This is a genomic window from Streptomyces kaniharaensis, assembly GCF_009569385.1.
Lineage (GTDB): Bacteria > Actinomycetota > Actinomycetes > Streptomycetales > Streptomycetaceae > Kitasatospora > Kitasatospora kaniharaensis.
Genome location: NZ_WBOF01000001.1, coordinates 3276627 through 3302346 on the forward strand (window position 1 = coordinate 3276627; position 25720 = coordinate 3302346).

The 25720-nt window shown below is 73.6% G+C and carries 25 protein-coding genes; 16 read left to right on the forward strand and 9 right to left on the reverse strand.

The window, feature by feature from the left end; genetic code table 11:
• Position 1: 1 nt before the first annotated feature.
• From F7Q99_RS15010 to F7Q99_RS15035, 6 genes are all read right to left on the reverse strand, one after another.
• Positions 2-1675, reverse strand: coding sequence for an L-aspartate oxidase (locus F7Q99_RS15010; RefSeq protein ID WP_153461879.1), 1674 nt, complete (start codon positions 1673-1675; stop codon positions 2-4).
• 16 nt (positions 1676-1691) lie between these two features.
• Entirely contained in the window at positions 1692-2171 is a 480-nt protein-coding gene (gene panD, locus F7Q99_RS15015) for an aspartate 1-decarboxylase (protein WP_153461881.1), read from the reverse strand.
• Between the two features lie 57 nt (positions 2172-2228).
• Complete coding sequence (gene panC / locus F7Q99_RS15020) at positions 2229-3134, reverse strand: pantoate--beta-alanine ligase (RefSeq protein ID WP_153461883.1); 906 nt, start codon at positions 3132-3134, stop codon at positions 2229-2231.
• Positions 3134-3985, reverse strand: coding sequence for a Rossmann-like and DUF2520 domain-containing protein (locus F7Q99_RS15025; RefSeq protein WP_326847205.1), 852 nt, complete (start codon positions 3983-3985; stop codon positions 3134-3136). Before F7Q99_RS15025 ends, panC begins: the two co-directional genes overlap by 1 nt.
• Positions 3986-4184: 199 nt before the next feature.
• Positions 4185-4874 (reverse strand): response regulator, encoded by a 690-nt coding sequence (locus tag F7Q99_RS15030; RefSeq protein WP_153461885.1) that lies wholly within the window; start codon positions 4872-4874, stop codon positions 4185-4187.
• 32 nt (positions 4875-4906) lie between these two features.
• Entirely contained in the window at positions 4907-6136 is a 1230-nt protein-coding gene (locus F7Q99_RS15035) for a sensor histidine kinase (protein ID WP_326846679.1), read from the reverse strand.
• A 129-nt stretch (positions 6137-6265) separates the two neighbouring features.
• On the opposite strand from F7Q99_RS15035, the gene F7Q99_RS15040 reads away from it, so the two are divergent.
• Together F7Q99_RS15040 and F7Q99_RS15045 are read left to right on the forward strand one after the other, a co-directional pair.
• A complete protein-coding gene (locus tag F7Q99_RS15040) occupies positions 6266-7282 on the forward strand; it encodes an SAM-dependent methyltransferase (protein WP_153461887.1) in 1017 nt (338 codons plus the stop codon).
• Entirely contained in the window at positions 7279-8448 is a 1170-nt protein-coding gene (locus F7Q99_RS15045) for an NADH-quinone oxidoreductase subunit D (protein WP_153461889.1), read from the forward strand. The genes F7Q99_RS15040 and F7Q99_RS15045 overlap by 4 nt, the downstream gene beginning before the upstream one ends.
• Before the next feature lie 46 nt (positions 8449-8494).
• Here the strand turns inward: F7Q99_RS15045 and F7Q99_RS15050 are convergent, their stop codons facing one another.
• Positions 8495-9376, reverse strand: coding sequence for a hypothetical protein (locus tag F7Q99_RS15050; protein WP_407697784.1), 882 nt, complete (start codon positions 9374-9376; stop codon positions 8495-8497).
• Between the two features lie 137 nt (positions 9377-9513).
• On the opposite strand from F7Q99_RS15050, the gene F7Q99_RS15055 reads away from it, so the two are divergent.
• The 6 genes from F7Q99_RS15055 to F7Q99_RS15080 all read left to right on the forward strand — a co-directional run bounded on the left by F7Q99_RS15055 (position 9514) and on the right by F7Q99_RS15080 (position 16098).
• Complete coding sequence (locus tag F7Q99_RS15055) at positions 9514-10371, forward strand: glycerophosphodiester phosphodiesterase (RefSeq protein WP_153461891.1); 858 nt, start codon at positions 9514-9516, stop codon at positions 10369-10371.
• A gap of 96 nt (positions 10372-10467) precedes the next feature.
• Positions 10468-11430, forward strand: a complete 963-nt coding sequence (locus F7Q99_RS15060; RefSeq protein WP_153461893.1) for a Ppx/GppA phosphatase family protein — start codon at positions 10468-10470, stop codon at positions 11428-11430.
• Between the two features lie 471 nt (positions 11431-11901).
• Positions 11902-12705 carry a sugar phosphate isomerase/epimerase family protein gene (locus F7Q99_RS15065; protein ID WP_195911225.1) on the forward strand — a complete coding sequence of 268 codons (804 nt, stop codon included), beginning with the start codon at positions 11902-11904 and terminating at the stop codon, positions 12703-12705.
• Between the two features lie 46 nt (positions 12706-12751).
• Entirely contained in the window at positions 12752-13522 is a 771-nt protein-coding gene (locus F7Q99_RS15070) for a class I SAM-dependent methyltransferase (protein WP_153461895.1), read from the forward strand.
• Positions 13523-13670: 148 nt separating this feature from the next.
• Complete coding sequence (gene ilvD / locus F7Q99_RS15075; RefSeq protein WP_326846680.1) at positions 13671-15515, forward strand: dihydroxy-acid dehydratase; 1845 nt, start codon at positions 13671-13673, stop codon at positions 15513-15515.
• 76 nt (positions 15516-15591) lie between these two features.
• On the forward strand, positions 15592-16098 hold the full coding sequence (locus tag F7Q99_RS15080) for a hypothetical protein (RefSeq protein ID WP_195911070.1): 507 nt from the start codon (positions 15592-15594) through the stop codon (positions 16096-16098).
• A 1-nt stretch (position 16099) separates the two neighbouring features.
• Here the strand turns inward: F7Q99_RS15080 and F7Q99_RS15085 are convergent, their stop codons facing one another.
• Positions 16100-17452, reverse strand: a complete 1353-nt coding sequence (locus F7Q99_RS15085) for an SCO2583/SCO2584 N-terminal domain-containing protein (RefSeq protein ID WP_153461899.1) — start codon at positions 17450-17452, stop codon at positions 16100-16102.
• A gap of 183 nt (positions 17453-17635) precedes the next feature.
• Positions 17636-18085 (reverse strand): hypothetical protein, encoded by a 450-nt coding sequence (locus F7Q99_RS15090; RefSeq protein WP_153461901.1) that lies wholly within the window; start codon positions 18083-18085, stop codon positions 17636-17638.
• Positions 18086-18372: 287 nt separating this feature from the next.
• Here F7Q99_RS15090 and proC point away from each other — a divergent pair, with 287 nt between their 5' ends.
• The 8 genes from proC to F7Q99_RS15130 all read left to right on the forward strand — a co-directional run bounded on the left by proC (position 18373) and on the right by F7Q99_RS15130 (position 25677).
• The gene (gene proC, locus F7Q99_RS15095) at positions 18373-19200 is read left to right on the forward strand and encodes a pyrroline-5-carboxylate reductase (RefSeq protein WP_153461903.1); all 828 of its coding nucleotides are present in this window, start codon (positions 18373-18375) and stop codon (positions 19198-19200) included.
• Positions 19201-19222: 22 nt separating this feature from the next.
• The gene (locus F7Q99_RS15100) at positions 19223-19873 is read left to right on the forward strand and encodes an HAD family hydrolase (protein ID WP_153461905.1); all 651 of its coding nucleotides are present in this window, start codon (positions 19223-19225) and stop codon (positions 19871-19873) included.
• 137 nt (positions 19874-20010) lie between these two features.
• Positions 20011-21210 (forward strand): MFS transporter, encoded by a 1200-nt coding sequence (locus tag F7Q99_RS15105; protein WP_230210223.1) that lies wholly within the window; start codon positions 20011-20013, stop codon positions 21208-21210.
• A 258-nt stretch (positions 21211-21468) separates the two neighbouring features.
• The gene (locus F7Q99_RS15110; RefSeq protein ID WP_153461907.1) at positions 21469-22665 is read left to right on the forward strand and encodes an acetoin utilization protein AcuC; all 1197 of its coding nucleotides are present in this window, start codon (positions 21469-21471) and stop codon (positions 22663-22665) included.
• A gap of 227 nt (positions 22666-22892) precedes the next feature.
• Positions 22893-23102 (forward strand): helix-turn-helix domain-containing protein, encoded by a 210-nt coding sequence (locus tag F7Q99_RS15115; protein ID WP_045937940.1) that lies wholly within the window; start codon positions 22893-22895, stop codon positions 23100-23102.
• 189 nt (positions 23103-23291) lie between these two features.
• Positions 23292-23390, forward strand: coding sequence for a 30S ribosomal protein bS22 (locus F7Q99_RS15120; RefSeq protein ID WP_003948845.1), 99 nt, complete (start codon positions 23292-23294; stop codon positions 23388-23390).
• A gap of 157 nt (positions 23391-23547) precedes the next feature.
• Positions 23548-24657, forward strand: coding sequence for an NAD-dependent epimerase/dehydratase family protein (locus F7Q99_RS15125; RefSeq protein ID WP_153461909.1), 1110 nt, complete (start codon positions 23548-23550; stop codon positions 24655-24657).
• A gap of 9 nt (positions 24658-24666) precedes the next feature.
• A complete protein-coding gene (locus F7Q99_RS15130) occupies positions 24667-25677 on the forward strand; it encodes a lysophospholipid acyltransferase family protein (RefSeq protein WP_230210224.1) in 1011 nt (336 codons plus the stop codon).
• The last annotated feature ends 43 nt before the right edge of the window (positions 25678-25720 follow it).

Genomic DNA, 25720 nt, shown 5'->3' on the forward strand with positions numbered 1-25720 from the left:
TCTACTGCTCCTCAGGGGTGCTGACAGGGTCGCCGGAGGCGGTGAGGGTGGTGATCAGGTGGCGCCGCCAGCGGGCGTCGTCACGCTCGGGGAAGTCCTCGCGCCAGTGGCAGCCGCGGGTCTCCTCGCGCTGCGCGGCGGCGGCGACCAGGGCGGTGGCGACCAGCAGGAGGTTGGCCGCCTCCCAGGTCTCCACCCGCGGGTCGGCCGGCTTCTCCTCGGCGACGTGCGCGTAGGCCTGCTCGGCGATGAGCGTGAGCCCGGCCGCGGTGTCGGCCATCGACGCGGCCGAGCGCAGCACGCCCGCGCCGCGCGACATCAGCCGCTGGATCTCGGCCCGCGCCTCGGACGGGGGCAGCGGCACCGGCTGGGCGGCGCGGGCGGCGGCGACGTCCACGGAGCGCTCGGGCAGTTCGCCGGCCCGGTGGCGGTCGGTCAGGTCGGCGGCGATCTGCTCGGCGAAGACCAGGCCTTCCAGCAGCGAGTTGGACGCGAGCCGGTTGGCGCCGTGCACCCCGGTGCAGGCGACCTCGCCGCACGCGTAGAGGCCGGGGACGGTGGTGCGGCCGTGCCGGTCGGTGCGGATGCCGCCGGAGGCGTAGTGCGCGGCCGGGGCGACCGGGATCGGCTCGGTGACCGGGTCGATGCCGTTGGCGCGGCAGGAGGCGAGGATGGTCGGGAAACGGTGCTCCCACATCTCGGCGCCGAAGTGCCGGCCGTCCAGGTACATGTGCTCGGCGCCCTGGGCCTGCATCCGCCGGGTGATGGCCTTGGCGACGATGTCGCGCGGGGCCAGTTCGGCCAGTTCGTGCTGCCCGAGCATGAACCGGACGCCGTCCGCGTCCACCAGGTGGGCGCCCTCGCCGCGGACCGCCTCGGAGACCAGCGGCTGCTGCCCCTCGGCCTCGGGGCCGAGCCAGAGCACGGTGGGGTGGAACTGGACGAACTCCAGGTCGGTGACGGCGGCGCCGGCCCGCAGCGCGAGCGCCACGCCGTCGCCGGTGGAGACGGCCGGGTTGGTGGTGGCGGAGAAGACCTGGCCCATGCCGCCGGTGGCGAGCACCACGGCGCGGGCCCGGATGGCGCCGACGCCGTCGCGCTGGCCCTCGCCCATGACGTGCAGGGTGAGGCCGGCGGCGTGTCCGTCGGCGTCGGTGAGCAGGTCGAGGACGAGCGCGTGCTCGATCAGTTCGAGGTCCGGGTCGGAGCGGACGGCGGCGACCAGGGCGCGCGATATCTCGGCGCCGGTGGCGTCCCCGCCGGCGTGCACGATGCGGCGGCGGTGGTGGCCGCCCTCGCGGGTGAGCAGGATCTCGCCGTCGTCGCCGCGGTCGAACGCGGCGCCGGTGGCGATCAGCCGCCGGACGGCGTCCGGACCCTCGGTGACCAGGGTGCTGACGGCCTCCTCGTCGCAGAGTCCGGCGCCGGCCACGAGGGTGTCGTCGAGGTGCTGCTCGGGGGTGTCGCCCTCGCCCAGGGCGGCGGCGATGCCGCCCTGGGCCCAGCGGGTCGAGCCGTCGTCCAGCATCGCCTTGGTGACCACCACAGCCCGCAGGCCGGCCTTGCGGACGTTGAGGGCGACGGTGAGACCGGCCACTCCGGAGCCGACGACGACCACGTCGGTGGTGGTCGTCCAGCCGGGTGCGGGGGCGGTGAGGCGATGCGTGGCGGACATGGCGTCAAAGACTCCTTCAGCGCGAGGCGGCGGTGGCCGCGCCGTTGTCGCCACCGTACGCGCCCCCAGCCTGGCGGCTGGGAGGTGCCCCCAGGTCGCCGCGGAGCAGTCCGGTGCCCTCCTGGGCCTCCGCGGGGTCGCCGCCCAGGCCGGTGATCCGGTTCCGCTCGTCGACGAAGACGATCTTCGGCTCGCAGCCCTTGGCCTCGGCCGTGTCCATCTGCCCGTAGGCGATGAGTATGACCAGGTCGCCGGGGTGGACCAGACGGGCGGCGGCGCCGTTGATGCCGATCACGCCGGAGCCGCGCGGGCCGGCGATGGTGTAGGTCTCCAGCCGGGCGCCGTTGTTGATGTCGACGATGTGGACCAGCTCGCCGGGGAGCAGGTCGGCGGCGTCGAGCAGGTCCTCGTCCACCGTGACGGAACCGACGTAGTGCAGGTCGGCCTGGGTCACGGTGGCCCGGTGGATCTTGGACTTGAGCATGGTGCGGAGCATGGGGTCACGCCTCCAGTGAGTGCATGCCTGAGGGGTTGCCTGCCGAACGGGTGTTGCTTATCGAACGATGATGCGGACGTTGTCGATCAGGCGGGTGGTGCCCACCTTCGCGGCCACGGCCAGCACCGCCTCGCCCTGGAAGTCGTCCGCCGCCTCGCTGAAGTCGTGCGGGTCGATCAGGGCGAGGTAGTCAAGGGTGACACCTTCGGCGCCGTCCAGGACGGCCGCGGCTGCCTCGCGCACGGCCTTCGGGCCCTGCGCGGCGACGTCCCGGCCCGCGAACAGGGCCCTGGACAGGGCGAGGGCCCGCGAGCGGTCCTCCTCGGAGAGGTACCGGTTGCGCGAGGACAGCGCCAGGCCGTCCTCCTCGCGGACGGTCGGCACGCCGATGATCTCGACGTCGAAGTCCAGGTCGGCGGCCATCCGGCGGATGATCGCCAGCTGCTGGGCGTCCTTCTCGCCGAAGAAGGCGAAGTCCGGGTCGGTGATGTGCAGCAGCTTGGCGACCACGGTGAGCACGCCGTCGAAGTGGCCGGGCCGGCTGGCGCCCTCGAAGCGCTCGCCCATCGGGCCGGCCGCCAGGCGCACCTGGGGCTCGCCGTTCGGGTAGACCTCGTCGACGGACGGCGCGAACACCACGTCGGCGCCGTTCTCCTCGGCCAGCCGGACGTCCGCGTCGAGGGCGCGCGGGTAGCGCTCCAGGTCCTCGCTCGGGCCGAACTGCAGCGGGTTGACGAAGACCGTCACCGCGACCCGGCCCTCCTGCCCGACCTGCCGGCGGGCGGCCCGGATCAGCGCGGCGTGGCCCTCGTGCAGGGCGCCCATGGTCATCACGACGGCGTTGTCGACCGGCCGCTCGTCGGGCCAGAACGCGGCCTCGAAGTCGTCCACGGTGCGGGTGACGACGGCCCGGTGGACCTTCGGTGTCCGCTGGGGCTTGCCGGGCTGCTTGCCGCGTGCCATCAGTGAGTCTCCTCGTTCAGTACGTCCAGCAGCGCCGTCGCCGACGCTTCGTCGATCGTCCCGTTGGCGAGCGCCCGCTGCGCGGTGGCGCGGGCCATCGCCCGGTAGGCCGCCGGGATGTCCGGGGACACCGTACTGAGCTGCGCCAGGTGGCGTCGTACGGTGCCCGCGTCGCCCCGGGCGACCGGGCCGGTGAGGGCCGCGTCGCCGGAGCGCAGGCTGTTGTCCAGGGCGGCGCCGAGCAGCGGGCCGAGCATCCGGCCGGGTTCGGCGACGCCGGCCGTGCGCAGCAGGTCCATCGCCTGCGCGACCAGCGTGACCAGGTGGTTCGCGCCGTGCGCGAGGGCGGTGTGGTAGAGCGGGCGGACGTCCTCGGGCACCCACTCGGGCTCGCCGCCCATCTCCACCACCAGCGCCTCGGCGACCGGCCGCAGCTCCTCGGGCGCGGTCACGCCGAACGGGCAGCCGGCCAGCCGGTCCAGGTCGACGGAGGTGCCGGTGAAGGTCATCGCGGGGTGCAGGGCCAGCGGCAGTGCCCCGGCCCGGGTGGCGGGCTCCAGGATGCCGACGCCGTGCGCGCCGGAGGTGTGCACGACCAGCTGGCCGGGGCGGACGGCGCCGGTCGCGGCGAGGCCGGCCACCAGGTCGGCCAGGGCGTCGTCGGGCACGGTGAGCAGCACGAGGTCGGCGGCGGCCAGCACCTGCGGCGGGGTGACGATCCGTACGCCCGGCAGCAGGGACTCGGCGCGGCGGCGGGAGGTGGCGGAGACCCCGGAGGCGGCGACCACGGTGTGGCCGGCGAGCTGCAGGGCGGCGCCGAGTGCGGGGCCCACCCGGCCGGTGCCGACCACGCCGACGGCGAGCCGGGCCGGGCGGTTGCCGGGGTCGGTCGGGTCGCCGAAGCCGTCGGCGAGCGGGGCGAACTCGCCGTACTCGCCGTAACCGGCGAAGTCGGCGCTGTCGGACGTGTTCACGGACCGGCCTTCGTCCTCGACTCCTCGTTCCGGTCCACCTCGGGTACCGGACGTACCGGCCCAGTCTACGGGGCTGTCAGTCCGCCGCCCCGGCCCGGATCAGGCCGCCCTCGTAGGCGAGCACCACGGCCTGGACCCGGTCGCGCAGGCCGAGCTTGGCCAGGATCCGGCCGACGTGCGTCTTCACGGTGGCCTCGGAGAGCACCAGCCGGGCGGCGATCTCACCGTTCGACAGCCCCTGGGCGACGAGCAGGAACACCTCCCGCTCGCGGTCGGTGAGCGGGCCGAGGACGTCCGGGCCGGGGGCGCTCTGCGGGGTGGGCAGCACCTCGGCGAAGCGGTCGATCATGCGGCGGGTGGTGGTCGGCGCGACCACCGCGTCCCCGCCGTGCACCGCGCGGATCGCGGCCACCAGCTCGGTCGGCGGCACGTCCTTGAGCAGGAAGCCGCTGGCGCCGGCCTTGAGCGCGGCGAAGGCGTACTCGTCGAGGTCGAAGGTGGTGAGGATGAGCACGTGCGGGGCGCTCGGCAGCGGGCTGCCGTCCGCGGCGAGGCAGATCCGGCGGGTGGTCTCCACCCCGTCCAGCCGCGGCATCCGGACGTCCATGAGGATCACGTCGACCGGGGTGTGCCGCAGCAGCTCCAGGGCCTGGGCGCCGTCGCCGGCCTCGGCGGCGATCTCGATGTCGCCCTGCGACTGCAGGATCATCCGGAAGCCGGTGCGCAGCAGTTCCTGGTCGTCGACGAGCATCACGCGGATGGTCAAGGGGGCTCCTTCGGGGTGAACGGCGGAGAAGGCTAGTGGGCCGCCTTGAGCGGGAGGACGGCGCGGATCCGGAAGCCGCCGCCGGGGCGGGGGCCGACGTCGAGGCTGCCGCTGACCATGCCGACCCGCTCGCGCATGCCGATCAGGCCGTGGCCGAGGCCGTCCGCGCCGCCGCCGGCGAGCTGTTCGTCGGTGCTGCCGCGGCCGTCGTCCTCGACCAGGACGGCGAGTTCGCGCTCGCCGAAGTCGACCGCGACCCGGGCGTGCACGTCGGGGCCGCCGTGCTTGCGGACGTTGGTGAGCGCCTCCTGGACGATCCGGTAGACCGTCAGCTCGACGCCGCGCGGCAGCTCGCGCGGGTGCCCGGAGGTCGCGTAGTCCACCTTGAGGCCGGCGGTGCGGACCTGCTCCAGCAGTTCGGGCAGCTCCTCGACGCCCGGCTGCGGCACGTACTCCTCGGCGGTGTCGGAGGTGCGCAGCACGCCCAGCAGCCGGCGCATCTCGACCAGGGCCTGCCGGCCCGTGGAGGCGATCGTGCCGAGCGCCTCCTTCGCCTGCTGGGGCGAGTTGTCGAGGACGTACGCGGCGCCGTCGGCCTGGACGATCATGACCGAGACGTTGTGGGCGACCACGTCGTGCAGCTCGCGGGCGATCCGGGCGCGCTCGGCGGCGACCGCCACCTTGGCCTGGGCGTCGCGCTCGCGCTCCAGCCGGGCGGCGCGGTCCTCCAGCTCGGTCAGGTAGGCGCGGCGCACCCTGGTCAGCCGGCCCCAGGCCCAGCAGAGGATGAACGGCGTGCTCATCAGCAGCATGATGAGCGCCGCCTCGCCCGCGGTGTACGGGTTCGAGACGGCGGTGACGCCGTCGTCCGCGATGTGCGTCTTGACGGGGTGTATCCGCCAGAAGGCCAGCGGTCCGGCGACCAGGCCGGCCGCCAGCGCGAGCCGGGACGTCCAGGTCCGGCCGAACGCGGCGCCGGTGTAGGCGAACACCAGGTAGGCGATGGAGGAGGACGCCGGGTCGACGTCGGCGGCGACCTGGCCGAGGCCGATCGCCACGGCCGCGGTCACGGTGACGTCGGGGAAGCGCCGGCGGAAGACCATCAGCGCGGGCAGCAGCACCGCGATCGAGATCTGCGCCTCGAGCTTCCAGCCCGAGACGAAGTTGTCGCTCCCCACCAGCCCGAAGAACAGCACGATCGCCGCCCAGGCGGCGTCGACCACCATGGGGTGACGGCGGAGCCAGGCGTTGAGTCGATGCACGTCTCAAGCGTAGGCAGTCGTACGACGTGTCCAGGTCCGCCGGTAGGGCGATCCGTCCTACTCCGTAGGTCGGAGAACCCCCGGCACCGACTGGGACGTCGCGCCCGGGGGCGGGTAGCGTCGCGCGACATGAGTTGGATGCGGTGGGCGGCCGCCATGAACCAGGCCCTGTACGACCCGGACGGCGGGTTCTACCGCAGGCCGGAGGGCCCGGCGGGGCACTTTCGCACCTCGGTGCACGCCTCTCCGAGATTCGCCCGCGCGGTGGCCCGCCTGCTGCTCGAGGTTGACGCCGCCCTCGGCCGTCCGGAGGAGCTGGCCTTCGTCGACGTCGGGGCCGGCCGCGGCGAACTGCTCACCGGGGTGCTCGCCGCCGTGCCCGAGGACGTGCGCGCACGGCTGCGCCCGTACGGCGTGGAGATCGCGGACCGCCCGGCCGGCCTGCCGTCCACAGCCCTGTGGACGGACGAGGTGCCGCGGGGCGTCACCGGGCTGCTGTTCGCCAACGAGTGGCTGGACAACGTGCCGCTGGACGCCGGCGAGGCGGACGAGAACGGCGTGCTGCGCTATGTCGAGGTGGACACCGCCACCGGCTGCCAGCGGCTCGGCGAGCCGGTCTCCGAGGCCGACGCCGCCTGGGCCGCCCGCTGGTGGCCGGCCGGGCGCCCCGGGGACCTGGTGGAGTTCGGCGGCACGCGGGACGCCGCCTGGGCGCACGCCGTCGCCGGGCTGGAGCGCGGTCTGGCCGTCGCCGTCGACTACGGGCACACCGCCGACCGGCGCCCGCCGCTCGGCACCTTCACCGGCTTCCGGGACGGCCGCGAGGTGAACCCGGTGCCGGACGGCTCCTGCGACGTCACCGCGCACGTGGCGCTGGACTCCGTCGCCGTCCCCGGTCTCCACAGCCTGTGGACGACGCAGCGGGCAGCCCTGCACGCCCTCGGCGTGAGCGGCGCCCGCCCGCCGCTCTCCCTCGCCTCCACCGACCCGACGGCCTACCTGCGGGCGCTCGGCGGCGCCGGCGAGGGCGCCGAGCTCACCGACCCGGCCGGGCTCGGCGCCTTCGGCTGGCTCGTCCAGGCCGTCCGCATGCCGGTACCGGGAAGCTTGGAATCCCTGGTGGGATGGCAGACTCTGGGTCCATGAGGGAGACCACGGTCGGCATCGGGGCGGGAGCCGAGAACTTCACGGGCGAGGGGGGCACCACCGACATGGTGCTCAACATCGGCCCGCAGCACCCCGCGACGCACGGCGTGCTGCGCCTGAAGCTGGTGCTCGACGGCGAGCGGATCGTCACCGCCGAGCCGGTCATCGGGTACATGCACCGGGGCGCGGAGAAGCTGTTCGAGGCCCGCGACTACCGGCAGATCATCATGCTGGCCAACCGGCACGACTGGCTCTCCGCCTTCGCCAACGAGCTCGGCGTGGTGCTCGGCGTCGAGCGGATGCTCGGCATGGAGGTCCCCGAGCGGGCGGTGTGGATCCGCACCCTGCTCGCCGAGCTCAACCGGGTGCTCAACCACCTGATGTTCCTCGGCTCCTACCCGCTGGAGCTCGGCGGCATCACCCCGATCTTCCACGCGTTCACCGGCCGCGAGGACCTCCAGCACGTCCTGGAGGAGGCCTCCGGCGGCCGGATGCACTACATGTTCAACCGGGTCGGCGGCCTCAAGGAGGACCTGCCGGCCGGCTGGCTCGGCCGGGTCCGCACCGCCGTCGCCACCGTCCGCTCCCAGCTGCCGGTCTTCGAGGAGCTCGTCCTCGGCAACGAGATCTTCCGCGCCCGCACGGCCGGTGTCGGCGTCCTCACCAGGGCGCAGGCCGAGGCGTACGGCGTCAGCGGCCCGATCGCCCGCGCCAGCGGGCTCGACTTCGACCTGCGCCGCGACGAGCCCTACCTCGCGTACGGCTCCGAGGAGCTGCGGCAGGTGCTCACCGTGGTCACCCGCGAGGAGGGCGACTGCCTGGCCCGCTTCGAGTGCCTGCTGGAGCAGACGACCAACTCGCTGGACCTGGCCGACGCCTGCCTGGACAAGCTCGCCACGCTCGCGCCCGGCCCGGTCAACCTGCGGCTGCCCAAGGTGCTCAAGGCCCCCGAGGGCAGCACCTACGCCTGGACGGAGAACCCGCTCGGGATCAACGGCTACTACCTGGTCTCGCGCGGCGACAAGACGCCGTGGCGGCTCAAGCTGCGCTCGGCGTCCTTCAACAACATCCAGGCGCTGACCGAGCTGCTGCCGGGCACGCTGGTCGCCGACATGGTGGCGATCCTGGGGTCGATGTTCTTCGTCGTCGGCGACATCGACAAGTAGCGACAAGTAACGGCAGGTAACGACGGGCGGCGACGAGCGCCCCGGTTCAGCCCTTCTTGGGCTTGTGGACCGGGTCGGCCGGGTGCGGGGCCACCTTGCGGTCGCCCTTGGTCGCGATCCGCTCCTCGCACAGGCCGGCCAGCACGTCGTACGCGGCCTTGCCCATCAGCTCGGTGAGCTCGGGGCGGTAGCTGACGTACACCGGGTCCGGGCCGTCGTGCGCCTCCGGGCTGCCGGTGCACCACCAGTGCAGGTCGTGCCCGCCCGGGCCCCAGCCGCGACGGTCGTACTCGCCGATGGTGACCTGGAGGTAGCGGGTGTCGTCCGGCCGGTCGATCCAGTCGTAGGTACGGCGGATCGGCAGCTGCCAGCAGACGTCCGGCTTGGTCTCCAGCGGCTCCCGGCCCTCCTTGAGTGCCAGCGCGTGCAGCGCGCAGCCGGCGCCGCCCGCGAAGCCGGGGCTGTTCACGAAGATGCAGGCGCCGCCGACCCGCCGGGTCTGGCGGTCGCCGTCCTCGTCGAGCATGGTGATGCCGCCGTCGGTCCTGATCCGGCCCTTGGCGTCGGTGCCGTGGGCGAAGTTCTCCCAGAGCTCGGGCGTCAGCCGGGCCGCGTGCCCGACGACGCGCTTCTCGTCGTCCTCGTCCGAGTAGTGCGCGCCCAGCGTGCAGCAGCCGTCCGACTGGCCCCGGCCCTCGCGGATGCCGTGGCAGCCCCGGCCGAAGATGCACGACCAGCGGGACGTCAGCCAGGTGAGGTCGCAGCGGAACACCTGCTCCTCGTCGTCGGGGTCGTTGAACTCGACCCAGGCGCGCGGGAAGTCCAGCGGGACCTCGGCGCGCAGGGTCGGCATGGCCAGATCGACCGGGGCCGACGCGGCCGGGGCCTTCGCCTTGGACTTCTTCTTGGACGTTTCTGCTGCTGCCACCCGGCAAGGGTAGAGCCTTCGAGGGAACCGACGGAGGTGTCGCGCAGTCAGACCAGTTTGATGTTTCCTACCGACCCGTATTGGATTCCCGAGCGCGCGCACTCCGCGGCGCCCGACCAGAGCTGGAGCCCCGAGCCGTGACCGCCTCGCCCCGCGCCGCCCGGACCGCCGTCCTCGCCGCCCTCGCGGTCCTGGCCGCCGGATGTGCCGCCGCCGAGCCCGGCCTGCGGGCCCGGGCGGAGACCGCGCCGCCGCTGTGCGGGTCGCCGATGGTGATCGGCCACCGGGGCTCCCCGCAGAACGCCCCCGAGAACACCATGGCCTCCTTCGAGACCGCGCTCCGGCAGGGCGCGGACTGGCTGGAGACCGACGTGCAGACCACCCGCGACGGCGTCCCGGTGCTGATGCACGACGCCACCGTGGACCGCACCACCAACGGCAAGGGCGCGATCGGTGACCTGACCGCTGCTCAGATCGCCGCCCTCCGGGTGACGATCGGCCCGGGCCCCGCCGAGCCCGTGCCCACCCTGGCGCAGCTGCTCAAGCGGGTGGCCGGCAGCAACGCCACCCTGCTGATGGAGATCAAGTGGCAGCGCCGGCCCGAGGACGTCACCCGGATCGCCAGGCTCGCGGCCGCCAGCGGTGCCCGGATCGTCCTCTACTCGTTCTCCGCCGACCACCTGCGCCTGGCCCACGCGGCCGCGCCCGCGCTGCCCGTCGTCCTCATCCAGGGCTCGGGGCTGGCCGAGAACCCCGGCGACCTGCCGCTGCACGGCATCGCCCTGGAGGCCTCCCTGGCCAGCGCCTCCCGGATCGCCGCGGAGCGCAAGGCCGGGCGCGAGGTGTACGTGTGGACCCTCGACGACGAGGAGTCCTGGCAGCGGATGACCGCCCGCGACGCCGACGGCCTGATCACCGACACCCCGGGCCCGGCCCGCCGCTGGGTGGACGCCAACTGCCGCACCGCCCGCCCGGTGGGCCCGCGCGGGAACTGACGGACCACCCGCCGGTCCGTACCGACCCGCCGGGACCGGCAGGATCACCGCCGCAGCCGATCGTCGGCGCGGCCGGATCGCGTAGCGTGGAGAGTTATGCGACTCGGTGTGCTCGACGTAGGTTCCAACACGGTCCACTTCCTCGTGGTGGACGCCCATCCGGGTGCCGCCCCGCTGCCCGCGTACTCGCACAAGGCCGAACTGCGGCTCGCCGAGCTGCTCGACGACGAGGGGGCGATAAGCGAGGCCGGGATCGAGCGGCTGGTCGGCCACGTGGCCTCCTCGCTGCGGGTCGCCGAGGACAAGGGCGTCGTCGACATCCTGCCGTTCGCCACCTCCGCCGTCCGGGAGGCCGCCAACGGCGAGGAGGTGCTGCGCCGGGTCGCCGCCGAGACCGGCGTCGAGCTGCGGGTGCTGTCCGGGCAGGACGAGGCCCGGCTCACCTTCCTCGCGGTGCGCCGCTGGTTCGGCTGGTCCTCCGGCCGGCTGCTCAACCTGGACATCGGCGGCGGCTCGCTGGAGATCGCCTGCGGCCCGGACGAGCAGCCGGACGTCGCCTGCTCGCTGCCGCTCGGCGCCGGCCGGCTGACCGCCCGCTGGCTGCCCGGCGACGTCGCCGACCCGGACGGGCTGCGCGAGCTGAGACGCCACGTCCGGGCCGAGATGGCCACCGTGGTCGGCGAGATCTCCCGGCTCGGAGCCCCGCAGCACGCGGTCGCCACCTCCAAGACCTTCAAGCAACTGGCCCGGATGACCGGCGCCGCCCCCGCCGACGCCGGCCCGTACGCCGACCGCCGGCTCACCCGCAGCGGCCTGTCCGCGTGGCTGCCCCGGCTGTCCGCCATGACGGTCGCCGAGCGGGCGCAGATCCCCGGCGTCTCCGAGGGCCGGGCCAAGCAGCTGCTGGCCGGCGCCCTGGTCGCCGACGCCGCGATGGACCTCTTCGGGCTGGAGGAACTGGACATCTGCCCGTGGGCGCTGCGCGAGGGCATCATCCTGCGTCGCCTGGACCACATGGACACCCCCGCCGACCGCCTCGGCCCGGTGCTCACCTCCTGATGGCCCGGCGTCCGGTCCCGTTCGGAGCGCGGTCCGCTTACGCTTGCTCCCGTGGTGCAACCAGCGGGTGAGGACGGGACGCAGGAGGGCCGCGCCCCCGGCGAGGGGCAGCCGCGGCCGGACGACCCGCGCCGGGCGCTCGGGAAGGCGGTCAAGGGCGCCACCGCGTCGCAGGCCGCCAAGGCCGCCAAGGCCGCCAAGGCCGTCAAGGCCGTCAAGGCGGCCCATCGGACCGCGCAGAAGGCCACCGCGAAGAAGGCCGCGAGCAGGACCGCCAAGAAGGCCGCCGCGAAGAAGGCCACCCCGAAGGCCACCGCCGAGTCCCCACGGCAGACCCGCACCGCCCGGGCCGCCGGCGCCGCCAAGGCCGCCGTCCAGTCCGTGAAGTCGGTGAAGGCTGCCCGGCGCGAAGCCGGCCGCCCGCCGCTGCTGCGCACCACCGACCGGCTGGTGCTGCCGCCGCACCCGGCCCTGCACATCCCCGACACCAAGGTCGCCCTCTCCACCGCCTCGGTGTACCCGGCGAGCACCGCCGTCGCCTTCGAACTGGCCGCCAAGCTCGGCTACGACGGGGTCGAGGTGATGGTCTGGAACGACCCGGTCAGCCAGGACATCGACGCCCTGCGCCGCCTCTCCGACCACCACCGGCTGCCGATCCTGGCCGTGCACGCCCCCTGCCTGCTGATCACCCAGCGGGTCTGGACCACCGACCCGTGGACCAAGCTGGTCCGGGCCCGGGCGGCGGCCGAGAAGCTCGGCGCGAGCGCCGTCGTCGTGCACCCGCCGTTCCGCTGGCAGCGCCAGTACGCCCGCGAGTTCGTCGAGGGCATCAACCGGATGGCGGGCGAGACCGACGTCCGGTTCGCGGTCGAGAACATGTACCCGTGGCGCTACCGGGACCGCGAGATGCTCGCCTACGCCCCCGGCTGGGACGTCACCGAGGAGGAGTACCGGCACTTCACCATCGACCTCTCGCACGCCGCGACCTCCCGGATCGACGCGCTGGAGATGGTCGAGCGGATGGGCGACCGGCTCGCCCACATCCACCTCGCCGACGGCAGCGGCTCCGGCAAGGACGAGCACCTGATCCCCGGCCGGGGCAAGCAGCCGTGCGCCGAACTGCTGGAGCACCTGGCCCGCACCGGCTTCGACGGCCACGTGGTGCTGGAGGTCAACACCCGTCGCTCCGCGTCCCCCGCCGAACGCGAGGCCGATCTCGCCGAGGCGCTCGCCTTCACGCGCTTGCACCTGGCCACCCCCTCGCGCGTACGCTGAACCGCCGCGCCCGCCCGGGCGCCAACGGCCGTACGGAGGGGGATACATGACGGAGGAACGGGACTTCCGCGAGGTCGCCGAGAGCTTCGGCACGGTGGCCGCGGAGTACGACCGGGGCCGCCCGAGCTACCCGGACGAGCTGTTCGACGCGCTGGAGCGGCTGTCCGGCCGGAGCCTCAAGGGCGCCCGGGTCCTGGACGTCGGCGCCGGCACCGGCATCGCCACCCGGCTGCTCGCCGCCCGCGGCGCCGACGTCGTCGCGGTCGAGCCCAACGCGGGCATGGCCGCCCAGTTCCTCGCCTCCTCGCCCGGCCTGCCGCTGGTCAAGGCCACCGGCGACGACCTGCCCTTCCACGACGACTCCGCCGACCTGATCACCTACGCCCAGGCGTTCCACTGGATCCACCCCGAACGGGCCATCCCCGAGGCGATCCGGGTGCTCCGGCCCGGCGGCGCCCTCGCGACCTGGTGGAACGTGCACGACGAGACCGTGCCGTGGGTCCGGGCCCGGGACGAGCGGATGGCCGCCGCGCTGCCCGGCCGGTACCACGGCTACGGCCGGATCAGCGAGTTCATCGGTCACTTCGCCCCGGCCGGCCTGGCCGTCGAGCGCGCGGTGCTGCGCTGGGAGCGGCGGATCACCGTCGACCATGTGATCACCGACCTCACCTCCCGCTCCTACCTGGCCTCCATGGACCCGGCGGAGCGCGCGCCGGTCCTGGCCGCCGAGCGTGCGGCGATGGCCGCCGAGTTCCCCGACGGCTGGGTGGTCGAGCCGTACGTGCTGGAGCTCGCGGTCGCGATCACGCCCGCCTGACGCCCGCCGAGCGCCGCCCCGCCCGCCTGACCGCATCGCGGACGGACCGTCCGCGGCCCGGACGGCGGGCGTAGGCTCGGTAGCCACAGCGGCGCCCGCACCCTCCCACCCGCGGGACCGCGCGCCAGCCCCGAAGGAGTGGAGCACAGTGCCCGAGCTGAGGTCCCGTACGGTCACCCACGGTCGCAACATGGCAGGCGCCCGGGCGCTTCTCCGGGCCGCCGGCGTAGCCCGCGAGGACTTCGGAAAGCCGATCATCGCGGTCGCCAACTCCTTCACCGAGTTCGTCCCCGGCCACACCCACCTCCAGCCGGTGGGCCGGATCGTCTCCGAGGCGATCAAGCAGGCCGGCGGCATCCCGCGCGAGTTCAACACCATCGCCGTCGACGACGGCATCGCGATGGGCCACGGCGGCATGCTCTACTCGCTGCCCTCGCGCGACCTGATCGCCGACTCGGTCGAGTACATGGTCAACGCGCACTGCGCCGACGCGCTGATCTGCATCTCCAACTGCGACAAGATCACCCCGGGCATGCTGATGGCCGCGCTGCGCCTCAACATCCCGACCGTCTTCGTCTCCGGCGGCCCGATGGAGGCCGGCAAGGCCACCCTGGTCGACGGCACCGTGCGCAAGCTCGACCTGGTCGACGCGATCTCCCAGGCGGTCAACGAGAACGTCTCCGACGAGGACATCGCGATCATCGAGGAGAACGCCTGCCCCACCTGCGGCTCGTGCTCCGGCATGTTCACCGCCAACTCGATGAACTGCCTCTCCGAGGCGATCGGCCTCTCGCTGCCCGGCAACGGTTCGGTGCTCGCCACGCACACCGCCCGCAGGGCCCTGTACGAGAAGGCCGGGCGGACCGTCGTCGAGATCACGGGCCGCTACTACGGCGGGGACGACGCCTCCGTGCTGCCCCGCTCGATCGCCACCCGCGCCGCGTTCGAGAACGCCATGGCCCTCGACATCGCCATGGGCGGCTCGACCAACACCATCCTGCACCTGCTCGCCGCCGCCCAGGAGGCCGAGCTGGACTTCGACATGCGGGCCATCGACGCCGTCTCCCGCAAGGTGCCCTGCCTCTCCAAGGTCGCGCCCAACGGCTCGTACTACATGGAGGACGTGCACCGGGCCGGCGGCATCCCCGCCATCCTCGGCGAGCTGTACCGGGCCGGCCTGCTCAACGAGGACGTCCACACCGTCCACGCCGACTCGCTCGCCGAGTGGCTCAAGACCTGGGACGTGCGCGGCGGTTCGCCCTCCGCCGAGGCCGTCGACCTGTGGCACGCCGCCCCCGGCTGCGTCCGCTCCGCGGAGGCCTTCTCGCAGTCCGAGCGCTGGGAGTCGCTGGACACCGACGCCGCCAAGGGCTGCATCCGCAGCGTCGAGCACGCCTACTCCGTCGAGGGCGGCCTCGCCGTGCTGTACGGCAACCTCGCCGAGGACGGCTGCATCGTGAAGACCGCCGGCGTCGACGAGTCGATCTGGACGTTCAGCGGCCCGGCCGTCGTCGTCGAGTCCCAGGAGGACGCCGTCGAGGCGATCCTCGCCAAGCGGGTCAAGGAGGGCGACGTCGTCGTCATCCGCTACGAGGGCCCCAAGGGCGGCCCCGGCATGCAGGAGATGCTCTACCCGACCTCCTTCCTCAAGGGCCGCGGCCTCGGCAAGGCCTGCGCCCTGGTCACCGACGGCCGCTTCTCCGGCGGCACCTCGGGCCTGTCCATCGGCCACGCCTCCCCGGAGGCCGCCTCCGGCGGCACCATCGCCCTGGTCGAGGACGGCGACACCATCGCCATCGACATCCCCGGCCGGAGGATCTCCCTGGAGGTCCCCGCCGAGGTGCTGGACGAGCGCCGCCGCGCGCTGGAGGCCGCGGGCGGCTACCGGCCGAAGAACCGCGACCGCCAGGTCAGCCAGGCGCTGCGCGCCTACGCCGCGATGGCCACCTCCGCCGACAAGGGCGCCGTCCGCGACGTCACCAAGCTCGGCTGAGTCGCGTGTGGAGGAGCCGTCCCGGCTTGCGGGGCGGCTCCTCCGTCGTCGGTGGGGCCGGGTGATAATCGGTCCCGTGAGCGAGCAGCCCCGCACCCCCGAGCCCGTCGGCGCCCCCGAGCCCGAGCCGATCCGCTGGTTCGGCACCACCTGGCTGCACCGCGACCGCGGCTACTGGCTGCGCCGGGTCGCCGTGCCGGCCGGGGCCCTGCTCACCGCGGCGGCCGCCGCGTTCGTCCTGCGCCTCGGGGTCGAGGGCGTCGCGCTCTCCGCCGAGGGCGGCTTCCTCGACGGGCTGCTGGTCGGCGCCGTCGCGATCTGCTCGCTGATGGCCGCGCTGCGCACGTGGAAGCTGTTCGCCGAGGGCAGGGACCGGCTGACCGGCTGGATGGCCGAGGACAGGTCGCTCGGCGCGGTCTGGATGATCGGCGGGGTCGGCGCGCTGCTCGCCTACTTCGTCCGCAGCCTCACCGAAGCCCCGGGCGAGGCCGTCCGGCGGGCCGCCCACGAGCGGGCCGTCGCCCGGTACGAGCAGCGCCGGGCCGGCCGCGGGCGCCGACCCGGCGCGAAGCGCGGGCGCTGACTCAGGACCTGCTGGTCTGGTGGCACCCGTGGCCGGTCTCCAGCTCCTGGCTGTGGTCGTACGGGTCGACCTTCGGCCCGGTCACCTCCGGGTGCGGACGGGCGAACTGCCGGAACTGCGGGTGGAAGTAGCCGTCCGTGGTGTCGCAGGAGCTGTTCCCGAAGTTGCTCTTGGTCATGCTGATGTTGATCTTCTGCGGGTTGGCGCGGTACTTGCCGGGGTCGTAGAACCGGAAGTCGGTCGCCCGCCGCACGATGGTGCGGGCCGTCCAGGTGTCGCCCGCGACGTCGTCGGCCGGACTGAGCGTCCAGCTCACCGGCTTCGCCGTGCCGTCGGAAGGGGCGTCCGGAGCAGACGGCCGTGCGGTCGGTGAGGCCGCCGCGCGCTGCTCGGCCTCCGGGCCGGGGCGGACCGCGTAGACGAAGGTGTAGTCGGTGTGCACCAGCAGCCCGCGGTCGCCGTCGCTCTCGAACTTCATCCAGCCCTGGACCTTCACCGTGTCGCCGACCGGGATCGCCTCCCGGGGGTCGAAGCGGGGGAACCAGGAGGTCGGGTCGTGCTCGGCGTCCGGGCTGGCGAGGGCGCGGGAGGGCTTCTCCTGGGCCGCGCGGTCCATCATGGCCAGGGCGCCGTCGGGCTTGCCGCCGGCGATCACCTGGGGGTCGAGGTTCGCGGCCACCAGGAAGTCCTTCACCAGCTTCAACTGGGCGGTGACCTGGTCCTCGTCGAAGACCCCGACGGCCTGGGCGGCGGGAATCTCGATGCCCGCGGCGCCGGTCGGCCAGGTCTCGGCGGGGGAGCCCGCCCAGGGGCGCGTGACCGTGGGCTGCTTCGGGTCGACGGACGGCGGGGCGGCCGTCGGCTTGGCCGTCTCCGGGGCGACGGTGGGTGCCGGGGTGGTGGCCGCCGAGGGCGCGGTGCCGGAGCTCTCGCCGTAGTGATCCGCGTACCAGTTGCGCAGCCCGTCGACGTTGAGCGCCGCGAGCAGCACCGCGATGGTCAGGACGATGAACAGCGGCGTGCGCCACTCCAGTCGGCGGCGCTTGGGCGGGCGCGGGTTGCCCCAGGGATCGACCACCTGGAGCTTGGGCCTGCGGCCGAACCGGCGCTTCGTCGCCGCGGGGCCCTCGTTTACCGAGCGGCGGCCGCCCGGGTCGACCGGCGGGGTGTGCTTCCACCGGGCGGCGAGCACCCGGGTACGGCCGGACTGCTCCTTGACGGCGGCACTCCTGACGAACTCCTCGTCCAGGACGAGGCCTGCGAACGGGTCCTTCCCGCCCGCCTCGGACGGGTCGGACCCGCCCGGCTCACGGCCCTCGGCAGGGCGCGGTTCTGGATCTTCGGCTATCGGCATCGCGCCAGTATGCCGACGGGGTGTGACGGTTTCTCCGTCGGGTCCACACCCTGTGGCGAACTCGTGCGCGGCGTAGGCATTTTCGCCCTATGTGTCCCGCTCGCTCATGTCCCGCTCGCTCATGTCCCGCTCGCTCATGTCCCGCTCGCGCATGCCCGTCTCGCGCACCGGGCGGAGCGGGGCTCAGCCCTTGCCGCGGGCCTGCTTCACCGACCCCACCACCCCGGCGATCGCCAGCAGGACGCCGGCCGGGATGAGCGACTCGAAGAACGCGCCGAACAGGCCCGCGTCACCGAGGACCATCTGCGCCAGCATGTTCAGCACCAGCAGCCCGCCGGCCGCCGGGAGCGCCGCCTTCCACGGGTGCTCGTCGGCCCAGCGCCGCAGCCGCCGGTCGCCGGTGTCGCGGCGCAGCTGCCCGCCCACCGTGCCGACGAGGAAGAAGAAGAACAGCCCCCAGCCGGCCGGTCCGGCCAGCATGCTCAGCGACCAGTTCCCGGAGATCGCGTTGATCCCCAGGGCCGTCGCCCCCACCACCGCACCCACTCCCGCGGCCGTCCGCCACGGGCCGACCGTCGCCGAGGCGGCGGCGAGCTGCCGGTTCTCACGTCGGGACATCTCGTCGTGTGTCATCTCTCTTCCTTTCGTGATCGACGCTGCGGAGCGGCGTAGATCAGTGACCTGTCATCGGGCAGCGGTCACGGCTTGGCCGTCATGAGCCTCCAATCGGGCCAAGTGAGAAGCCTCTCCGTCGGCGGAGAGGAGGAGTCACAGCTCCACGGTGCTCCTGCACCCACGTTGGAGGCCATAGGGGAGAACCCCGAGTTCTCCCCTTAGGGCCTCGACCACGGGCTGGACGGTCCCGCCCGGCGCGGCCGCACGGTGCGAGGATGGCCGCAGTACCGAGGTTAGGAGCGGCCATGGGCGGCAGCGCAGCACACGGACAGAAGATCGCCTTCCTGGGCACCGGCAAGATCGGCGAGGCCCTGCTCTCCGGCCTGCTGCGGGCCGGCAAGGACCCGGCGGACGTCCTGGTGACAGCCCGCCGCCCCGAGCGCGCCGTCGAACTCGCCGCCCGCTACGGCGTCGTGGCCGTCTCCAACGCCGAGGCCGCGAAGCTCGCCGACACCCTGATCCTCGCGGTCAAGCCGCAGGACATGGGCGCCCTGCTGGAGGAGCTGGCGCCGCACGTCAGCCCCGGCCGGCTGGTGATCTCCGCCGCGGCCGGCATCCCCACCGCGTGGTTCGAGCAGCGGCTGGCGGCCGGCACCCCGGTGGTCCGGGTGATGCCCAACACGCCCGTCCTGGTGGACGAGGGGATGAGCGTCATCTCCGGCGGCTCGCACGCCACCGAGGAGCACCTGGCGCGGGCCGAGGAGATCTTCAGCTCGGTCGGCAAGGCGCTGCGGCTGCCCGAGGCCCAGCAGGACGCGGCCACCGCGCTCTCCGGCTCGGGCCCGGCCTACTTCTACTTCCTGGTCGAGGCGATGACGGACGCCGGCATCCTGCTCGGCCTGCCCCGACAGGTGGCACACGACCTGATCGTCCAGTCGGCGATCGGCGCCTCGGTGATGCTGCGCGACTCCGGCGAGCACCCGGTGAAGCTGCGCGAGGCCGTCACGTCCCCGGCCGGCACCACCATCGCGGCCATCCGCGAGCTGGAGAACCACGGCGTGCGGGCCGCGCTGCTGGGCGCCCTGGAGGCGGCCCGGGACCGCTCGCGGGAGCTGGCCTCCGGGGGGAAGTAGCCGCCTGGGTACGCTCGGCGGCATGCCCTACGACCTGGTGATCTTCGACAACGACGGCGTCCTCGTGGACAGCGAGCCGCTCTCCAACCGCGTGCTGGCCGAGTACCTGACGGAGCTCGGCTACCCGACGACGATCGAGGACTCCTACCGCGACTTCATGGGCAGCGCCGCCCACCGGATCCACGACGTGATCGCCGAGCGGTACGACGGCGCGAAGCTGCCCGAGGGCTTCGACGGGCTGTTCCACGGACGGGTCTTCGACGCGTTCGGCGCCGAACTCACCGCCGTCCGGGGCGCGGAGCAGCTGCTGAAGGAACTCCGGCAGCGCTCCGTGCCCTACTGCCTGGCCTCCTCGGCGCACCACGCGTGGATCCGCACCGCGCTCGACGTCGCCGGCCTGCGCGGGAACTTCGCCGAGGAGCGAATATTCAGCGCCCAGGACGTCGGCGTCGGCAAGCCCGCGCCCGACCTCTTCCTGCACGCCGCCCGCACCCTCGGCGTCGAGCCGTCCCGCTGCCTGGTGCTGGAGGACAGCCCCAACGGCGTGCTGGCCGCCCGCGCCGCCGGCATGGACGTCTACGGCTACACCGCGCTCACCGCCCCCGCGAAGCTGACCGCCGCCGGGGCCATCGGGCTGATAGCCGATCTCGCCGAGGTGCCGGCGCTGCTCTGATGCTCCGGACGCCAGGAGTCCTTGCGCGACCCCTCCCGCAATCGCGGCGCACCGCCTACGCTCTCGCCGACATCGTCCTACCAGCCGGTAGCGAGACGTCTCCGGAGGTCCGCATTGAGGTCTGCATGGAGGTCCGTATGAGCGCCGCGACTCCCGTGATCCCGCCCGGACTGCGCGCGGGCCGGACCGCGCTCGCCGTCGCCTTCATGCTTCAGGGCACCACCTTCGCGCTGCTGGTCACCTGCATCCCCGAGATCCAGCACCGGTACGGGCTCGGCGACGGGCTGCTGCCGGTCTTCCTGGCCGCCGTGCCGGTCCTCGCCGGCGTCGGCTCGATCACCTCCGAGCAACTGGTGAGACGGACCAGCGCGCGGGCCGTCCTCCGGGTCGTCCAGCCGGCCGTCTGCCTCAGCCTCGCGGGCGTCGGCCTCGGTGACACCCTCTGGCAACTCGCCCTGGCCCTCGGGGCGTTCGGGCTGCTGGTGGGTGCGCTGGACGCCAGTATGAACATGCTCGGGGTGGGCCTCCAGCACCGCTACGGCCGTTCGATCATGATCGGCTTCCATGCCGCGTTCAGTCTGGGCGGCATCCTCGGCGCGGCCGTCGCGGGCCTCGGCTCGCACGACGGCGTCGGCCTGCCGGTGCTGTTCGGAACGGCGGCCGCGGTGATCGCCCCGCTCGCCGTGCTGACCGGCACCCTCTTCGCCGGGCCGGCCGAACTCGGCGACGCCGTACGGGAGGCCGCCGAGGCCGCCGCCAGGTCCGTCCCGTGGAGGCCGCTGCTGCCGCTCTGCCTGGCGATGGCCTTCGCGTACATCGCGGACGCCTCGGTCTCCAACTACAGCGTCAAGTACCTGACGGACGGCCTGGGAAGCCCCGAGGACGTCGCCAAGCTCTCCTACCTCGGCTACATGGTGGCGATGCTGTTCGGCCGCGCCCTCGGCGACCGCGCGGTGCAGCGCTTCGGCGCCGTCCCGGTGGCCCGCGGCGGTGCCGGGCTGGCCGCGCTCGGCTTCGCGGTGGCCGCCGCCGCACCCGCCGCCTGGGCGGGCATCGCCGGGTTCACCCTGCTCGGCTTCGGCATCTGTGCGATCATCCCGCAGGTGTTCGCGGCCGGCGGGCGGCTCTTCCCGGCCGACTCGGACGCCGCCGTGGCCCGGCTCAACCTCTTCAACTACGTGGGTTTCCTGGTCGGTTCGCCGCTGGTCGGGGCGATCGCGGACGGCAGCTCGTACCGCTGGGCGCTGCTCGCCCCGATGCTGCTGGTGCTCGCCGTCCTGCCCCTGGCCGACCGCTTCGCCCCCGCTCCCGCACTCGCCGCCCCCGCCGAGGCCTAGCCGCAGCAGGGCCCGTCTTCAAACTCCCGTCTGCGGGGCGACGCCGGGCTACGCCTCGTCCGTGCGGATCTCGCGGGCACCCCGACTGCCTCGGCTGCCGGCTCGCCGGCCGGCGCCCCGCTCGCGCCGCCGCCACCGCTCGCGCCGCCGCCACCGGTCACGCCCCCTCGTCCGACCGGACCGAGGCGCCCGCCGAGGCCTGAGACTCGCCCCGGCCCGGGAGCGGCCCGCGCACCGCCACCCACTACGGTGGAGGCCATGCCCGAAGCCGAGCGCGACCTCCCCTGCGGCCTGCACCTCTACTGGGACGAGGCCGTCACCGCCTACGACTTCGGCCCCGGCCACCCGATGGACCCGACCCGGCTGGCCCTCACCATGCGCCTCGTCGAGGACCTCGGGCTGACCACCGGACCGGGCGTGACCGTCAAGGCCGCACCGCCCGCCGGCGAGTCCACCCTGCACCTGGTGCACACCCGCGAGTACGTCGAGGCGGTCAAGCACGCCGCCGCCCACCCCGAGCAGCACGACCCCCGGCACGGGCTCGGCACCGACGACAACTGGGCCTTCCCGGCCGTCCATTCGGCCTCCGCGCTGATCGCCGGTCAGTCCGTGGCCGCCGCCGAGGCCGTCTGGCGCGGCGAGACCCCGCACGCCGTCAACTTCGCCGGCGGGCTGCACCACGCCATGCCCGGCAAGGCCTCCGGCTTCTGCATCTATAACGACCCCGCGCTCGCCATCGCCCGCCTGCTCGAACTCGGCGCCGAGCGGGTCGCCTACGTCGACGTGGACGTCCACCACGGCGACGGCGTCCAGCAGGCCTTCTGGAACGACCCCCGGGTCCTCACGATCTCCCTCCACGAGCACCCCGCGACGCTCTTCCCGCAGACCGGCTGGTCCACCGAGACCGGCGGCCCGGACGCCCCCGGCAGCGCCGCCAACCTGCCGCTCCCGGCCGGCACCGGTGACGCGGGCTGGCTGCGCGCCTTCCACGCCCTGGTGCCCCAACTCCTCGCCGCCTTCCGCCCGCAGGTCCTGGTCACCCAGCACGGCGCGGACACCCACCTGGAGGACCCGCTCGCCCACCTCGCCGTCACCGTGGACGCCCAGCGGCTGATCGCCGAGGAACTGCACGAGCTGGCCCACCGGCACGCGGGCGGCCGCTGGGTCGCCACCGGCGGGGGCGGCTACGCCGTCGTGGACGTCGTCCCGCGCACCTGGACCCATCTGGTCGCCACCGCCGCCGGACGGCCCGTCGATCCGGCCACTGAGACCCCCGAGTCCTGGCGCGCGGAGGTCTTCCGCCGCACCCGCCGCCCCGCCCCGCTGCGGATGACCGACGGCGCGCGGCCGTCATGGCGCGACTTCGAGGCGGGCTACGATCCCGCCGACCGGCTGGATCAGGCCATCCTCGCCAGCCGCCGCGAGGTCTTCCCCCACCACGGCCTGCTGGCCTGAAACCGACCCCCGCGGCGCTGACCTGGGCGGCCGTGCGCACGCCGCTTACTACGAACCGCCGAGTGACTACGTACTGCAACAGTCCTATCTCCCACCGTACGAGGACTGCGCTTCCCCCTCTTCCCACTGGTACCACCCATAACTACTCTGGGGATACACGTGTGCCGGTGGAGTCACCGGAGGGGAAGCCGGTGCCTTGCACACGGGTTAAGGGTCGGGTGATGGTCATGAGTTCCGGCGAACGCCCCCTGCAGGACGTCGTCTTCCTGACCGTGGCGGAGGTCGCCGCGGTCATGCGGGTGTCGAAGATGACGGTGTACCGCCTGGTGCACAGCGGAGAGCTGCCGGCCATCCGGGTCGGACGGTCCTTCCGGGTGCCGCAGCAGGCGGTGCACGAGTACCTCAAGGAGTCCTACGTGCGGCTCGAGAGCGCGTAGCACCGGGCGGCGGGTGCCGGGTCCGCGGCTGTGGACCCGGCACCCGTTTGCCGCAGATTTCCCGCGAGTTTCCCGGTCCCGGGGAGCACGATTACGGCCCCGGCGTCGTGGACGGTAGGCTAGGCCCTCCGTCAGTCGTATGGACTCCGTCTCTCACGGGCGAGAGTCTCAGTGAGCGAGGGTTGTTCCGTGGGCTCTGTCATCAAGAAGCGTCGCAAGCGTATGGCCAAGAAGAAGCACCGCAAGCTTCTGAAGCGCACGCGCGTCCAGCGTCGCAACAAGAAGTAAGCGCCCCCGGCCGCGCCCAGCGCGCCGCGCGCTTCCACCGCCCGCCCGGGCCCTCGTAGCCCGGGCGGGCGGTGTCGTTTCACGGCCCGGCGGGGCGGCGCGGTACGGTGCAGGCGGGGATGGCCGGCCAGGGAAACACTGCGGAACGGAGTGCGCTTTGGGCGTCGTGGTGCTCGTCACCGGCGTGGCACGGCATCTCGGTGCCCGCTTCGTCGCCGAGATCCGCCGCCGGCCGGGCGTGGACCTGGTCGTGGGCGTGGACGTGCAGCCGCCCCGGCACCCGGTCGAGGAGCCCGACGGCCCGGCCGCCCCGTACCGCTTCCACCAGCTCGACCTGCGCCGCCCGGCCGTCTCCCGGGTGATCGCCGAGCACCGGGTGGACACCGTCGTGCACCTCAGCGTCAGCGCCACCGGGCTGGGCTCCACCAACCGCTCGTCGGTGAAGGAGTCCAACGTCATCGGCACCATGCAGCTGCTCGGCGCCTGCCAGAAGGCGCCCGGGGTGCGGCGCCTGGTGGTGAAGTCGACCACCGGCGTCTACGGCTCGGCGCCGCGCGATCCGGCCGTTTTCACCGAACGGATCCAGCCCAAGAACCCGCCCGGCGGCGGCTTCGCCAAGGACGCGGCGGAGGTCGAGGGCTACGTCCGCGGCTTCGCCCGTCGCCGCCCGGACGTCGCGGTGACGGTCCTGCGCTTCGCCAACATCGTCGGCCCCGGCGCGGACACCCCGCTCAGCGAGTACTTCGCGCTGCCGGTGCTGCCGACCGTCCTCGGGTACGACCCGCGGCTGCAGTTCGTGCACGAGGACGACGCCGTCGCCGTGCTCGCCCGGGCCGCCGACGAGCCCGAGCCGGGCACCGTCAACACCGGGACCTTCAACGTGGCCGGAGAGGGCGTCCTGCTGCTCTCCCAGTGCGCCCGCCGGCTCGGACGGCCCACCGTGCCGCTGCTGCTGCCCGCGATCAGCTGGATGGCCGGACTGGCCCGGCAGACCCGGCTGGTGGACTTCTCGTCCGAGCAGCTGCGGCTGCTCACCCACGGCCGGGTCGTGGACACCACCCGGCTGCGGGAGACCTTCGGCTACCGCCCGGCGTACACCACCCCGGAGGCCTTCGCCGACTTCGCCGCCGCCCTGGGCCCCGGCCTGCTGCCGCCCGAGCGCCTCGCCGCCGTGACCGACCGGCTGGCCGGCCTGCTCGGCCCGGAGGGCGCCCTGCCGCGCGGCGGCCACCCCCGTACCGAACGCCCCAGCCGACCGAGGAGCTGACAACCCGCGATGAGTGCCGCTGCCGAGAACGCGCCGCCGGGCGAGGCCAAGGTCATCCCGATCGAGTCCGCCCCCAGCTGGACCTCGCCGGACCGCCCCGGGCTGGCCGACCGGCTCGCGCAGGCCGTCGGCGGGGCACTGTCCGGGCAGCTCGGCCCGGCCGCGACCCGGCTGTTCGGCAAGGGCTGGGAGGGCCGGGCCACCGAGGGCCTGGCGTTCCTGCGCCGCCGGATCACCGGCGAATACGAGGTGGACGAGTTCGGCTTCGACCAGGAGCTCACCGAGGAGGTGCTGCTCTCGCTGCTGCGCCCGCTGGCCGAGAAGTACTTCCGGATCGAGGTGCGCGGCGTCGAGCACATCCCGGCCGAGGGCGGCGCGCTGATCGTCGCCAACCACTCCGGGACGATCCCGCTGGACGCCCTGATGACCCAGGTGGCCATCCACGACCACCACCCGCGGAACCGGCACCTGCGGATGCTCGCCGCGGACCTGGTGTTCGTCCTCCCGGGGATCAACGAGCTGGCCCGCAAGGCCGGCCACACGCTGGCCTGCAACGAGGACGCCCAGGCGCTGCTGGAGCGCGGCGAGGTGGTCGGGGTCTGGCCGGAGGGCTTCAAGGGCATCGGCAAGCCGTTCGCGGAGCGGTACAAGCTCCAGCGGTTCGGGCGCGGCGGGTTCGTCGCCTCGGCGCTGCGGGCGGGGGTGCCGATCGTGCCGTGCTCGATCGTCGGGGCCGAGGAGACCTATCCGATGATCGGCAACTTCAAGACGCTGGCCCGGCTGCTGGGCCTGCCGTACGTGCCGATCACGCCGACCTTCCCGTGGCTGGGCCCGCTCGGCGCGGTGCCGCTGCCGACCAAGTGGACGATCCAGTTCGGCGAGCCGATCGCCACCGACGGGTACCCGGCGGAGGCGGCGGACGATCCGATGCTGGTCTTCGACCTGGCGGACGAGGTGCGGGAGACCATCCAGCACACGCTCTACAAGCTGCTGGTGCAGCGGCGTTCGGTGTTCTTCTGACATCTGTCCGGTCATCCGTGCGGCCCGAGCGAGGGCCCGGCGG